Consider the following 13,539-nt stretch of genomic DNA (forward strand, 5'->3'; position numbering starts at 1 on the left):
CAAACCGGTCTTGAGATACCGCGCCAGGCGGGACCCTGATATGCGCCGTGCGCATAGCTTGACCCAAGCGCACACAAACCGTTGAACCCACTTGTCAAATGAAGCTGTGGCCCGCAGAACTCACACAGCAGGAATTTTCAACGGAGAGCACTCGTGACCCAAACAAAAATCGCCGTCATTGGAGGATCGGGCATTTATGACATCGATGGTCTGGAGAATGCCGAGTGGGTCACAGTAGAAACGCCATGGGGCGATCCGTCGGATCAGATCCTGACCGGGTCGCTGGATGGGGTCGAAATGGCCTTCTTGCCACGTCACGGTCGCGGACATGCGCACTCGCCGACCGAGGTGCCCTATCGCGCCAATATCGACGCGTTGAAACGGCTTGGCGTTACGGATGTGATCTCGGTCTCGGCCTGCGGGTCGTTCCGCGAACATATGGCGCCGGGTGATTTCGTGATCGTGGATCAGTTCATCGATCGAACATTTGCCCGTGAAAAGAGCTTTTTCGGGACTGGCTGCGTCGCCCATGTCAGTGTTGCGCATCCGACCTGCCCGCGCCTGTCGGACGCTTGCGAGACTGCTGGCAAGACGGCTGGCATCACCATCCACCGAGGTGGAACCTATCTGGCGATGGAAGGACCGCAATTCTCGTCATTGGCGGAATCCAAATTATATCGCGAACAATGGGGGTGCGACGTGATCGGCATGACCAACATGCCCGAAGCGAAACTCGCCCGCGAGGCCGAGCTTTGTTATGCCTCAATCGCCATGGTCACCGACTATGACAGCTGGCACCCTGATCACGGTGAAGTCGACGTGGCCGCGATCATCGCCACGCTGACCGGTAATGCGGAAAAAGGCCGGGCATTGGTCAAAGGTCTGCCCACTCTGCTGGGGACCGACCGTGCGCCCTGCCCGCATGGCTGCGACCAGGCGCTGGAGTATGCCATCCTGACCGCGCCTGAAAAGCGCGATCCGGAATTGTTGGCCAAGCTGGATGCTGTGGCTGGGCGGGTGTTATAAACTCAGTACTGCGACAGTTTCTTTTGCACCTCGTCCCATAGGCCATGCGACCACAAATCGTTGTGGGTACCGTCGGGGATCACGTAAATCTGCGCGGTATCGGACATCTCGGCCAGAGCTTTTCCGTGATGCAGTGGAATAGTTTCATCCTCGGTGCCGTGAAAAATCAACGTCGGCACCGAGATCTGTTCGATAAGATCACGTGTGGCGAACTGATCCCTCATCAAGGCTGAGACCGGCAGGAAAGGATAGCGTTCCGCCGCGACATCAACGGTTGCAGTGAACGGGGCCTCAAGCACCAGAAGTTCTGCATCGGGACGCTCGGCTGCCACAGCGGCAGCAATGCCGGTGCCGAGGCTCTGACCGTGCAGCACCACAGCTTTGCCCTGACCCGCCAGCCTGTCATAGAGCTGAACTCCATCAGAGATCAGCGCCAGTTCCGAGGGCTCGCCTTCGCTGCCCGGAAAGCCGCGATAGCTGGGGGCAAGCAGCCCGTAGCCCGAGTTGAGGATTTCGCGCAGCCGTTCAGCACGGTCCCCCAGATTGCCGCTTTGGCCGTGGAAGAATAGGACGGTCGGTGCATCCGGGATTGCAGCGGGTGCAGCCCAGACCGTCAGGGCAGTACCATCAGCCATTGTCAGCGACAGCGCATCAACATCCGCCAACCCCACCGAAGCCGGATCCGGTAACGTACCTTCGGGTTTGTACAGCAGAGATTGCTGGTTGAAAAACATGTATCCGAGGACGCCCGCATACAAGATCGCCCCGGCCAAAAGCAGTCCTACCAAGATGCTTTTGAGGCGCTCGACACCGGATCTGGCGCGGCCGGTATCGGCCTCAGCGTGTTGGGTTTGAACCATGGCTCCCTCCTTTGGGTCGCATTGCGAGAGTGGTGTACATTGGAGGCGTTTCAAGATGCATAAGCCAAGCTTCATCCAATCTTAAACCTGTTGCGGCAATCCCAGATCGCATTGCACGCCTGAATTCCCTGCCCCATGTCCTCGGTATTTAGGCGCCCCCGGCTTCGCAAATCCGAACGCCAACCCGTTGGAGTCGGTGTTTCACCACGAGAATGTGCCCGCAAAGGCTTGACCAATACGTCGTGCCAAGGCTTGCTGTGGGAAACACTTTAATAGGATACTCCATGTCCATTGAAATCTGGCTGGCCTTTGTGGCCGCTTCGACCGCGCTGCTGCTGATCCCAGGCCCGACCGTGTTGCTGGTGCTTAGCTATGCGCTGTCGAAAGGACGCAGTGTGGCGGTTGCCTCGGCCACTGGGGTCGCATTGGGGGATTTGGTGGCGATGACCGCGTCGCTGCTGGGGCTGGGGGCGCTGGTGCTGGCCTCTGCCACACTGTTTACCGTGCTGAAATGGGTTGGGGCAGCCTATCTTGTCTGGCTTGGTGTCAAACTCCTGCGCAGCGCGCCGTCGGGCGGGCTGCAAGCAATTGAAACCGAACGTGACGTGACCGCCCGCAGTGTTTTTGGCCATGCCGCTGCAGTCACCGCGCTGAACCCGAAGTCCATTGCCTTCTTCATCGCTTTCGTACCGCAATTCTTGCGTCCAGCCGAGCCTTTGGGTCCGCAATTCGCGATCCTGATCGCAACATTTGTGGGTCTCGCGGGGTTGAACGCGCTGGCCTACGCGCTGCTGGCGGACAAGCTGCGCCGGATGATCGGACGCGCGAATGTCATCACGACCATGACCCGGTTCGGAGGGTTGACCCTGATCGGAATGGGCATCGCCACAGCGGTTCTGCGCCGCCCGGCGTGATTTCAGTTTTCAGCGTTTTCCTTCATGAACCCCCGGATAAACCGGCGAATTTCGCGGGCGGCGGAGGTGTCCAGATCCCTGCACAACTCGACGAATGCATCGCGCTCATCCTTGTCGAGGCGCAAAATCAACTGACTGTTTTTCTTGGTAGATTTCTTTCCATCTTTCTTGGTCACACGTCCAGTCCCCGTCCTGCCCTTGATTCTAAGCGCGATGCATTGTATATACATAGAATATAAAATGTAGATATCGCGCACATAACAGCAAAAGTGAGATTAAAGCAATGAACCTTCATGTCGCGCAAGCCATTCTTCTTCGGGATCAACGCAACTGGCGCAAGCCGCACCTGTCCTGGCTTCCGAACGCGCTGTATCGCTACTACGGCCTGCCTAACGCCATGCGCGGCCGCAGCAAGTAGCCGCAGGGGCCAGAGTTCTCTTGCATGACCGCACCTTATGGGCGAAATACCCCGCGCGTGTTTGATGCCAAAGGGGTGGCCCATGTCCAGAAACAAAACGGTCAAGGATTACATTCGGACCATCGTCGATTTCCCGCATGAAGGGATCATGTTCCGCGATGTCACCACCCTGTTTGCCGACCCGCGCGGGTTCCGCATGGCAATCGACCAGATGTTGCACCCTTACGCCGGTGAGCGAATCGACAAGGTTGTGGGCCTTGAGGCGCGCGGCTTTATTCTGGGCGGTGCGATTGCCCACCAGCTGAGCGTTGGATTCGTGCCGATCCGCAAAAAGGGCAAACTGCCCGGCACCACGATCAGCCAGGACTACAAGCTGGAATATGGCGAGGCGATCGTCGAAATTCACGATGACGCCATCCAGCCGGGTGAGAAGATCCTGGTCGTTGATGATCTTCTGGCTACCGGAGGCACCGCCGCCGCGGGGATCAAGCTGATCGAACGGCTGGGCGGCGAGATCATCTCATGCGCGTTCATCATCGATCTGCCCGAATTGGGTGGTCGCAAGGCGCTGGAAGATTTGGGCATGGACGTGCACGTTCTGTGCGAGTTCGAAGGGCTCTGATCTCCACAAAATTCACAAACTCGTGACTGGAAATCGCGTGCGCCGCAGGCTTAGCGCGATTGGGGTCACATTCAAGAAACAGTTGCCTCTGGATTCTGTGATCTTGTCGCGACCTGACTGCGTACCCCGAATGATGCCACCTAAGGCATTCTCAACAAGGGAAATCATGTCATGTTGCGCAAATTCGCTGTTGCTGGAGTTGCCAGTCTTCTGTTGACCACCTCTGCTTTGGCAGATGGGCACGCCAAGGATATCGTCGATACTGCGGTGGGCGCGGGCAGTTTTGAAACGCTCGTCGCTGCCGTTCAGGCCGCCGAACTGGTTGAAACGCTGAAAGGCGAAGGGCCGTTCACCGTTTTCGCCCCAACGGATGAGGCTTTTGCAGCGCTGCCCGAGGGCACGGTCGAAAATCTGCTGAAGCCCGAAAACAAGGACCAGTTGGTCGCAGTGCTGACCTATCACGTTGTCCCGGGCAAAGTGATGTCGGGTGATCTGTCCGATGACATGACCGCCGCCACCGTGCAGGGCGGAGATATCACCATCGATCTCGACAATGGCGTCATGGTGAATGATGCCAACGTTGTGCAAGCCGATATCGAAGCCGAGAACGGCGTGATCCATGTGATCGACAAGGTCATTCTGCCCGCTTCGTAAAGAACCGCAGCGCCCCGGTATACGTCCGGGGCGCGTCTATTAGGCCAGAACCGCCCCGGGGTTCATAATCCCTTGAGGATCAAGCGCTGCTTTGATCGCCCTCATGGCCTGCATCTTGACCGGATCGCCATAGCGTTCCAGATCATCTGTTTTGAGCCGACCGACACCGTGTTCGGCACTGACCGATCCACCAAATTCATGAACCAGATCATGTACCGCGCGTTTGACCGCGCCCCGCTGCGCAACAAACTCTGACTTGTCCTGCCCGGCGGGTGGAAACACGTTATAATGCAGATTACCGTCGCCCAGATGTCCAAAGCAGTTCACGCGAAACGGCCCCTGCCCGGCCACCACATCCGCGCCGCGCCGAATGAACTCTGGAATGCGGGAAATCGGGACCGAGATATCATGGCTGGAAACTGATCCGATCAGCCGGTTGGCCTCGGGGATGCGCTCGCGCACGGCCCAGAGTTCGGACCGCTGTGCTTCGCTCTGCGCGATAACCGCATCGCGGACCAGATCGCGCTCATCAGCGGCGACATAAATCGCCTCAAGCATGTCCGAAGGGTCTTGGCCGACAGACAGGCCCAGCTCGATCAACACACTCCATTCTGGTGTTGCCGCAAAGGGTTGCCGCACGTCGGGCAGAACCTCGGTCAGGAATTCGAGGCCCTGCCCATGGATCAACTCAAACGTACTGACCGCTTCCCCCACTTGATCCCGCGCCACTGACAACAGATCAATGGCAGCCTCGGGTGAGGAGACCTGAAACATTGCGGTTCCAACGCCCCTGGGTCGCGGGAACAGCTTCAACGCCGCCGCCGTAATTATGCCAAGTGTCCCTTCGGACCCGATCATCAGGTTACGCAGGTCATAACCGGTGTTGTCCTTACGCAACCGGCTAAGCCCGTGCCATATCTCACCACTGGGCAATACCACTTCAAGCCCCAGGCACAGATCGCGTGCATTGCCATAGCGCAGCACATTCACGCCACCCGCATTGGTGGCCAGATTGCCACCAATCCGGCAAGAACCCTGCGCAGCCAGCGACAGGGGAAATAGACGGTCCGCATCTTCAGCGGCGGTCTGGACGTCGGCCAGAATGGCACCGGCCTCGGCCACAAGTATGTTCTCGGTGGGGTAAGTCGCGCGTATCGCCGTCATCCGTTCCAGGGAAACGATCAAAGGGACAGGACCATCCGGAACAACCTGCCCTCCTACCAGACCGGTGCCGCCGCCATAAGGGACAACAGGCACCCGAGCGTCTGCGGCCAATTGCACCAGAGCCGACACATCTTCCACGGTGCGCGGCAAGGCAAGCAAACCGGGCTGCCCGACAAACCGCTGACGCGGCTCTTCAAGGTAACGATCTGCAATCGGGCGCAAAACGTCAGCACCCAATCGGGCTCTGATTGCTTCGGCAAGGCGGCTGTCTGCAGAGTTCAGTTTCATGGCTCTTCCCTGCCAAAGGCCACGGGCCGCGACAAGCCCTATTCCAGCTCTATCAGGTACTGAGGCTCCAGCACCACAACCGTCGGCCTGTCGGGCAGCGTGCGCAACGAGACGACAATCTCGGACACCCCATCCCGTTCAACTGGGAATTCATCCCGAATATCCACCAGAAACCGCTCAAGCGAAAAGTCCGAGAACCAATGCATCGGAATAATGACCGAGCTTTTGAGGCGTTTCAGAACCTGAACCATCTCGGGCAAGGGCATCGTGGTGCCTCCGTCCACCGCCGCCATGACCACATCCAGCCGACCCAGTGCAGCGAATTGTTCATCCGACGGAATGTGATGCAGATGCCCCAGATGGCCGATGCACAACCCTTCGACCTCGAACACAAAGATCGAGTTTCCGCGATCTTCAATACCGCCATAGGCCGAACGAATATCGGTCGACACATTGCGAATCAGCATCTCACCCAGATCAAGATGGTGCTCGATGCCTTCGCCGAACTCGCCCCAGCCCGGCAAGACATACGGGATGGCCGGATCGGGATGGGCAGTCCAGTGGGTGCTGTGCGCATGGTTCATTGTGACCACGTCAGGAATTAGCGCAGCGCCGCCGATAAAACCGGTGAAATCGGTCACCGCGTTCAGCCCGCCCTGTGTCTGGATCAGAAACGATGCATGCGCGACATAGCTGATACGAACCGAAAACTCGGGCACGGGATCCTGCCACGCCGCTTTGTGAAGATATTCAATCCCCGGTGCCGCATCTGCGATGGCGATGCAGTGACTAGGCCGCCGCTCCTGCGCCACAGCCCCGCCTGCAATCATCATCAGTCCCGCAACAAACCGCCACATAGGGCAAGTGTAGCGCAATGGGCCAACAAGTCATGCCCTTGTTGATCTGGCCACGGACATCTCCATGACAGGAGGCTTGCCATGCCTGGCGGCAGAGCCCTCTAGCCTGCCTCAGTCTTGCCCCGACGATCGGACCTTAGGCTGGCATACAGAACATGTGTTCGCCAGCGCCCATTGATCTGCAGATAAGACTGCGCCACGCCTTCGTATTTGAAGCCTGAGCTTTCCAGCAGACCGCGAGAGGCCTTGTTCTCAGGCAAACACGCGGCCTCGATCCGGCTTAAATCCAGACGGGTGAAGGCGTGATGAACAACGGCGCCAATTGCTTCGCGCATGAACCCCTGACGCGCAAAGGCCTGCCCGGTCCAATAGCCTAAGGTGCCAGCCTGCGCCGGACCACGGCGAACATTGTCCAACGTGATCGCCCCCAGCAGAATATTGTCTGTGCGACGAAACAGGAACAGAGGTATCGCCGTACCACCCGCGACTGAGCGCTGGGCCCAATAGACCCGGTTGGTAAACGACTTTCGGCTCAGATGGTCCTTGGCCCAAACCGGCTCCCACGGCACCAGATAGTCCTTTGAAGCACGCCGCAAGGCGGTCCAGTCGTTGAAGTCGGAATGCATGGGCGGGCGCAGCGTCAAGCGCTCGGTTTCGAGTTTCAGCTTGCGTCTGCCTAACAGCATCACGCCGCACGCCTCTCCTGCAGATCCACCAGCGTCGGTGCGCCCGAGACCGGCCCATACAGCGCCAGCGCTGCAGGGGCTTTGACTGCCATGTCTTCGGCAAAGGCACGCACGTCCTCAGTGCTGACCGCATCGATCTTGGCCACGGTGTCCTCAAGCGAGGGCACACGTCCCCAGATCTGCACCAGCCGCGCCAGACGTTCGGCCCGGTTCGACGGGCTTTCCAGCCCCATCAGCATCCCGGCCTTCATCTGGGCCCGCGCGCGGGCAACCTCTTCTGCGCTCATGTCTTCGGCAGCGCGCTTCATCTCGTCGATGGTAATCGTCGCCAATTCGCCCACCTGATCGGCCGAGGTGCCTGCGTAAATCGTTGTCGTACCGGTATCCGCATAAGCACCGGTCTGAGCAAAGATCGTATAACAAAGCCCGCGAGTTTCGCGCACTTCCTGAAACAGGCGCGAGGACATGCCTCCACCCAGAGCGGTCGAGTAAATCTGGGCCGTATAGATCGCATCATCGCGATAGCCCGGACTTTCCAGCGCCAGCGCGAAATGCGCCTGCTCCAGTTCTTTCTCCTGCCGCGCCTCACCACCAGTGAACCGCGCAGCGTCGGGGATCAGACCCTTGCGCGGCTGCAGGTGGCCGAACATCTCTTCGGCCAGTTTCATCAGCGCATCGTGGTCCACAGCTCCAGCTGCAGACAGGATCATCTGTTCCGGCCCGTAGTGTTCGGCCACGAAACCAGACAAGTCCTCGCGGGAAAACGCACTGACGCGCTCGGTCGGGCCCAGAATGGTGCGGCCAAGGGGCTGGTCGTGATAGCTCTGCTCTTGCAGCCAGTCAAAGATCACATCGTCAGGTGTGTCATAGGCCTGACCGATTTCCTGCAGGATCACGCCGCGCTCGACCTCGATCTCGCGCGGGTCGAACACCGGGTTCAGGACGATGTCGCCGATGACATCCATGGCCAGCGCCACATCGTCCTTCAATACGCGTGCATAATAGGCCGTAACTTCGCGCGAGGTATAGGCGTTGATGTACCCGCCCACATCCTCGATCGCTTCGGCAATTTGCAGCGCAGAACGCCGCTGGGTTCCCTTGAACGCCATATGCTCAAGGAAATGCGCGATACCGTTCTGCTCGATCCGCTCGTGCCGCCCACCGGCGGTTACCCAGATGCCGATGGCCGCAGATTGCAGCCCCGGCATATGTTCACTGACGACACGAAATCCGTTCTTCAGTTGGTCCTGTCTGACTGTCACTCAGCAATATGCCTTCTGATATGATCCTCAAGGGCACCCAGATCGTTCGCAACGCGGGTCACCCGTTCCGGACGTTCATACAGATCAGACATGCGGGATGGAAGAGGCGGATGTTCGCCGCTTGCCTTCTCGACCGCCGCCGGGAACTTCGCGGGATGCGCGGTTGCGAGCGTGATCATGGGCACATCGGCAGCGCGGTGGTCTTCAGCCACTTTGATCCCAACGGCGGTGTGCGGACAAACCAACTCGGCGCTGTGGACCATCGTGCGCCTGATCGTCTCAAGCGTCTCGTCCTCAGAAACGCGGCCCGAGTCAAAGCTTTCTCGCAGAGCCTCCATCGCGCCTTGGCTGACATTGAAGCCTCCGCTCTTGAGTTCATCCATCAACTGAGCGACTGCGCCGCCATCTTCGCCATAGGCGTAGTACAGTGCACGTTCAAAGTTCGAGCTGACCTGAATATCCATCGACGGGCTGATCGAAGGGATCGTGTCACCCTTGAAATACCCCTCGCCTGAGAGGCAACGGTGCAGGATGTCGTTCTGGTTGGTCGCCACCACCAGACGATCGATGGGCAGCCCCATGCGTTTGGCCAGATAGCCTGCGAAGATATCACCGAAATTCCCTGTCGGCACGGTAAAGCTGACCTTGCGATGTGGCGCGCCGAGGCTGACGGCGGCGGAGAAATAGTAAACGATCTGTGCCAGCACACGGGCGAAGTTGATCGAGTTCACCCCGGCCAGCTTCACCCCATCACGGAAGTCGAAATTGTTGAACATGTCTTTCAGCGCGGCCTGACAGTCATCGAAATCGCCATCCACGGCCAAAGCGTGCACATTGCTGTCGGCAGGAGTCGTCATCTGACGGCGTTGCACTTCCGAAACACGGCCATGCGGGAACAGGATGAACACATCCACCGCATCCAGGCCACGGAACGCTTCGATTGCGGCAGAACCGGTGTCACCGCTCGTCGCGCCGACAATGGTAACGCGATCTTCGCGCCGTTTGAGCGCGACCTGGAACAGCTGGCCGATTAGCTGCATGGCGAAGTCTTTGAAAGCCAGCGTGGGTCCGTGAAACAGCTCCAGTAGAAAATGGTTCTCGTTCAGCTGCTTCAACGGCGCGCGGGCGTCATGGCCGAAGCCCTCATAAGCGCGCGCTATGATCTTTTTGAACTCATCATCGGAGAACGAGCCGCTCACATAAGGCCACATCACGCGGAATGCGATTTCTTCATAGGACAGGCCAGCCAACGCAGCAATTTCGTCCTGCGACATCACCGGAATTTCAGCGGGCAAGTACAGACCACCATCACGGGCCAGTCCGGTCAGCATCGCCTCTTCAAAGGTCAGTTCGGGCGCTTGCCCGCGGGTCGAGATGTATTTCATGTCGCGTCACTTTCGGAATTGGCGCGGCTGCGCCACAGGAAGTATCCGGTCATTGCGGCCCAGACCAGAGCAAGACCAAACCAGATGATTGCATATTGCAAATGATCGTTGGGGATGCCCGCCGTATCCACCGGCATTGGCGTTACATTCGGATCGGTTTCCGAGCGGGCAATCAGCAACACCGGCTCAGCCCCCAGCGCGGCGGCCAGATTGGGCACATCGCGGGCGAACCAGATGTTGCCGTCAATATCTGCGTCAGGCGTGTAGCCATCGACTTCATCGGGCCAGTGCAGGTTGCCGGTGATTTCCATCGGGCCAGTCAGGCGAACAGCCTGCTTGGCTGTGGTCGGCACAAAACCGCGATCCACCAGAATAGTCCGGTCGTCGGTGGTAAAGGACTGGATGATCCGATACCCCGGCCCCACCTGCTTGACCGAAACCAAAACGTGGATCTCGCCCGGTTCGATCTCGCCTGTCACCGTCACCGGCAGGTATTTGTCCGCATCTTCGGACACCTGCAATGGCATGTCGACAGGATCGGCAGCGATGCGGCTTTCGATCTCGGCCAGCACCTCCTGTTTCCAGGTCAGCCGCTGCAGTTGCCAAATGCCCAGCGACAGCAGCAGGCCCAGACCGGCAAGGCCGAAGATCAGCAGAAACAGAATGCGACGCATATTGGGATCAGACCTTGTTGCGGGAACCGGCGCCTTGTTAAGGGGCACGCGAACCGAAGTGCAACCATGTAATTGTATGGGGCGCAATCTTGCGCCCCTGATTGAGAAAAAGCCGCCCCGTAGGGCGGCTTTTGCAATTGGATCACCTGCGTGGCGTTACATCAGCGGGGCCTGACCCCAGATGTAGACGGCGAAAAACAGGAACAGCCAGACGACGTCAACGAAGTGCCAATACCATGCGGCAGCCTCGAAACCGACGTGTTTCTCGGGCGTAAAGTCCCCCTTCAGGGCGCGGATCAGACAGACCGACAGGAAGATGGTGCCGATAATCACATGCGCGCCGTGGAAACCGGTTGCCATGAAGAAGTTCGAATAGAACTGATCGCCACCGAACTCCCAACCCTCATGGGCCAGTAACTCATAGTATTCAAACGCCTGAAGCGCAGTAAAGGCGATGCCCAGAACGATACCAATGGCCAGACCATTGATCAGCGCCTTGCGGTCATTGTCATGAACAAGCGCGTGGTGGGCCCAAGTAATCGCACAACCCGACAGCAACAGGACCAAAGTGTTGATCAGCGGCAGGTGGAACGGATCAACTGCGTGGATATCCGGCTGGATGTATTCAGTACCGGCATAGTCGTACATCGGATACATGCGATGTTTGAAGAACGACCAGAACCAGGCGAAGAAGAACATCACCTCGGACATCACGAACAGGATAAAGCCATAGCGCAGGCCGATACGCACGACCGGCGTATGATCGCCCTGACGGCTTTCAACCACGACTTCGGACCACCATGCAAACATGGTATAAAGAACCCCGACCAGCCCCATCCAGAAGATCCACGGGGTGATCCCGTGCATCCAAAGAACGGCCCCGAACAGCATCACAAATCCGCTTACCGCGCCGATCAGTGGCCAGATTGACGGGTTCAGAATGTGGTAATCATGGTCTTTTGCGTGTGCCATCAGCGTCCCTCACCTACAGGCGTTAGTTCTTGTTTGTCTCAGCCTGCACGTCAAGGGCGGCATAGCCCTCGGGCAGATCAATCTCATAGAATGTATACGACAGCGTGATCGTATGCACATATTTTGCTTCGGGATCTTCGATCAGTTCGGGATCGACGAAGAACGTAACGGGCATCTCGACTCGCTCACCCGGCTCCAAAACCTGTTCATCGAAGCAGAAACAGGCGATTTTCTGAAAATACCCCCCGGCGGAATAGGGCGCCACGTTGTAGGACGCCTGCCCTGCGACGGGCTTGTCGGTTGGGTTGTACGCTTCGTAGAACGCCAGACCTGTCTCACCGATACGTATTTTCATCTCGCGTTCGACCGGCTTGAATTCCCACGGCATACCCTTGGCCTTGGAGGCATCAAATCGGACCGTCACCACTTGGTCGAGAATGTCATCAGGGGCTTTCTCGGCAACCCCCGTGGTCCCTCCATACCCCGTGACCCGGCAGAACCAATTATAAAACGGCACCGCTGCCCATGCCAAACCGCCCATAAGGACGACGACGCCGACCAGTTGCGCGACCGTTTTCTGTGGCCCCGTCAACTTCATCAGTTCTGCACCTGCTGCGTCGCCAGACTAAAATCTGTGTTCGAGACCTTGACGACTGTCAGGCCGAAGATGATCACGATGAACGCGGCCAGTGTCAGGCCGACGCCCAGATTGCGGCTGAACCGTCTTTGGTGAAGTTCGTGAGTTTTGCGCAGGCTCATGACCAGCCTCCTAATCCGTAAGGTTTCAACAGGGCCTCGACGAGAATCGCGCCGAAATGCAGAAACAGGTACAGCAGCGACAGTTTGAAGAAACTGCGTTCGACCTTGAAGTTGTCGGCCTCCGAATCGTCTTCGTTTCGACGAGAAATCTGCCAGCCCCCCCGCAGAAACAAGCCATTCAGAACCAGCGCAACGACCAGATAAATCGGGCCTCCGATATCCGAGAACGCAGTCCCCACCGCCAGCAACGCCAGCAACGCGGTATAGACCAGAATGTGCCAGCGCGTTGCACGGCGGCCGTGCGTGACGGTCAACATCGGCACCCCGGCATCGTCATAGTCCGAGCGCATGAACAAGGCCAACGCCCAGAAATGCGGAGGTGTCCACATGAATGTCAGGGCGAACATTAACCACGGTTCGAGAGTCATCGAGCCAGTGGCCGCGACCCATCCGATGACCGGCGGGAACGCCCCCGCGGCACCACCAATGACGATGTTCTGCGGAGTCGAGCGTTTCAGCCACATCGTGTAGACGACGACATAGAAGAAAATTGTGAAGGCCAGAAACGCCCCTGCAAACCAGTTGGTTGCCAAACCCAGCATAATCACGGACAGGCCAGACAGAGCCAGACCCAGCGCCAATGCCTCGCCTTCTTCGACTTTGCCAGAGGGGATTGGACGGCCTTTGGTGCGCTTCATCACGCGGTCGATATCCGCGTCCCACCACATGTTCAGCGCGCCGGATGCACCACCACCAATAGCAATGAACAGGATGGCGCAGAAGCCAACAAACGGATGTATCGGAACCGGAGCCGCAAGCAGTCCGACCAAAGCCGTGAATACGACCAGCGACATCACGCGCGGCTTCAGCAGGGCGAAATAATCGCCAAAGCTGGCCTCGTCCGCGCGGGTCTGCGCAGAGACGGTGCTGGCATTGAAGCTTGCGTCGCTCATATCCGGTCCTTTTCGGGGCAAAAGCTGCGCGATTTCCGCGCAGCC

General features: G+C 58.4%; 17 protein-coding genes. 5 read left to right on the top strand and 12 right to left on the bottom strand.

The window, feature by feature from the left end:
* Positions 1-153: 153 nt before the first annotated feature.
* The gene (locus ACR0DE_RS17315) at positions 154-1,026 is read left to right on the top strand and encodes an S-methyl-5'-thioadenosine phosphorylase (RefSeq protein WP_480754447.1); all 873 of its coding nucleotides are present in this window, start codon (positions 154-156) and stop codon (positions 1,024-1,026) included.
* A 2-nt stretch (positions 1,027-1,028) separates the two neighbouring features.
* Here ACR0DE_RS17315 and ACR0DE_RS17320 read toward each other — a convergent pair whose 3' ends face one another.
* Entirely contained in the window at positions 1,029-1,886 is an 858-nt protein-coding gene (locus tag ACR0DE_RS17320; RefSeq protein ID WP_480754449.1) for an alpha/beta hydrolase, read from the bottom strand.
* 284 nt (positions 1,887-2,170) lie between these two features.
* On the opposite strand from ACR0DE_RS17320, the gene ACR0DE_RS17325 reads away from it, so the two are divergent.
* Positions 2,171-2,800 carry a LysE family translocator gene (locus ACR0DE_RS17325; RefSeq protein WP_170397298.1) on the top strand — a complete coding sequence of 210 codons (630 nt, stop codon included), beginning with the start codon at positions 2,171-2,173 and terminating at the stop codon, positions 2,798-2,800.
* Positions 2,801-2,802: 2 nt separating this feature from the next.
* Here the strand turns inward: ACR0DE_RS17325 and ACR0DE_RS17330 are convergent, their stop codons facing one another.
* Positions 2,803-2,976 carry a hypothetical protein gene (locus ACR0DE_RS17330; RefSeq protein WP_170404284.1) on the bottom strand — a complete coding sequence of 58 codons (174 nt, stop codon included), beginning with the start codon at positions 2,974-2,976 and terminating at the stop codon, positions 2,803-2,805.
* A 107-nt stretch (positions 2,977-3,083) separates the two neighbouring features.
* Here ACR0DE_RS17330 and ACR0DE_RS17335 point away from each other — a divergent pair, with 107 nt between their 5' ends.
* The 3 genes from ACR0DE_RS17335 (at position 3,084) to ACR0DE_RS17345 (ending at position 4,494) form a co-directional block, all read left to right on the top strand.
* Positions 3,084-3,218, top strand: a complete 135-nt coding sequence (locus ACR0DE_RS17335) for a hypothetical protein (protein WP_255612018.1) — start codon at positions 3,084-3,086, stop codon at positions 3,216-3,218.
* Between the two features lie 82 nt (positions 3,219-3,300).
* Entirely contained in the window at positions 3,301-3,840 is a 540-nt protein-coding gene (locus tag ACR0DE_RS17340) for an adenine phosphoribosyltransferase (RefSeq protein ID WP_010441681.1), read from the top strand.
* A gap of 171 nt (positions 3,841-4,011) precedes the next feature.
* Positions 4,012-4,494 (top strand): fasciclin domain-containing protein, encoded by a 483-nt coding sequence (locus tag ACR0DE_RS17345; protein ID WP_170424274.1) that lies wholly within the window; start codon positions 4,012-4,014, stop codon positions 4,492-4,494.
* A gap of 39 nt (positions 4,495-4,533) precedes the next feature.
* On the opposite strand, the gene ACR0DE_RS17350 is transcribed toward ACR0DE_RS17345, so the two are convergent.
* From ACR0DE_RS17350 to cyoE, 10 genes are all read right to left on the bottom strand, one after another.
* The gene (locus ACR0DE_RS17350) at positions 4,534-5,946 is read right to left on the bottom strand and encodes an FAD-binding oxidoreductase (RefSeq protein ID WP_480754454.1); all 1,413 of its coding nucleotides are present in this window, start codon (positions 5,944-5,946) and stop codon (positions 4,534-4,536) included.
* Between the two features lie 38 nt (positions 5,947-5,984).
* Complete coding sequence (locus tag ACR0DE_RS17355) at positions 5,985-6,776, bottom strand: MBL fold metallo-hydrolase (RefSeq protein WP_480587201.1); 792 nt, start codon at positions 6,774-6,776, stop codon at positions 5,985-5,987.
* Between the two features lie 128 nt (positions 6,777-6,904).
* Positions 6,905-7,489: a GNAT family N-acetyltransferase gene (locus ACR0DE_RS17360; protein WP_480561164.1), complete on the bottom strand. Its 585-nt coding sequence runs from the start codon at positions 7,487-7,489 to the stop codon at positions 6,905-6,907.
* On the bottom strand, positions 7,489-8,751 hold the full coding sequence (locus ACR0DE_RS17365; protein ID WP_170397310.1) for a M16 family metallopeptidase: 1,263 nt from the start codon (positions 8,749-8,751) through the stop codon (positions 7,489-7,491). Before ACR0DE_RS17365 ends, ACR0DE_RS17360 begins: the two co-directional genes overlap by 1 nt.
* Positions 8,748-10,136: a threonine synthase gene (gene thrC / locus ACR0DE_RS17370; RefSeq protein WP_480754455.1), complete on the bottom strand. Its 1,389-nt coding sequence runs from the start codon at positions 10,134-10,136 to the stop codon at positions 8,748-8,750. The genes ACR0DE_RS17365 and thrC overlap by 4 nt, the downstream gene beginning before the upstream one ends.
* Positions 10,133-10,810 (bottom strand): SURF1 family protein, encoded by a 678-nt coding sequence (locus tag ACR0DE_RS17375; protein WP_480754457.1) that lies wholly within the window; start codon positions 10,808-10,810, stop codon positions 10,133-10,135. The genes thrC and ACR0DE_RS17375 overlap by 4 nt, the downstream gene beginning before the upstream one ends.
* Before the next feature lie 156 nt (positions 10,811-10,966).
* Positions 10,967-11,782, bottom strand: coding sequence for a cytochrome c oxidase subunit 3 (locus ACR0DE_RS17380; RefSeq protein ID WP_170397316.1), 816 nt, complete (start codon positions 11,780-11,782; stop codon positions 10,967-10,969).
* 22 nt (positions 11,783-11,804) lie between these two features.
* On the bottom strand, positions 11,805-12,380 hold the full coding sequence (locus ACR0DE_RS17385; RefSeq protein WP_170397318.1) for a cytochrome c oxidase assembly protein: 576 nt from the start codon (positions 12,378-12,380) through the stop codon (positions 11,805-11,807).
* Positions 12,380-12,541, bottom strand: a complete 162-nt coding sequence (locus ACR0DE_RS17390) for a hypothetical protein (RefSeq protein WP_170397320.1) — start codon at positions 12,539-12,541, stop codon at positions 12,380-12,382. The genes ACR0DE_RS17385 and ACR0DE_RS17390 overlap by 1 nt, the downstream gene beginning before the upstream one ends.
* Positions 12,538-13,494, bottom strand: a complete 957-nt coding sequence (gene cyoE / locus ACR0DE_RS17395) for a heme o synthase (protein WP_480754458.1) — start codon at positions 13,492-13,494, stop codon at positions 12,538-12,540. The genes ACR0DE_RS17390 and cyoE overlap by 4 nt, the downstream gene beginning before the upstream one ends.
* Between the last annotated feature and the right edge of the window lie 45 nt (positions 13,495-13,539).

This window comes from Ruegeria sp. C10 (genome assembly GCF_056537805.1).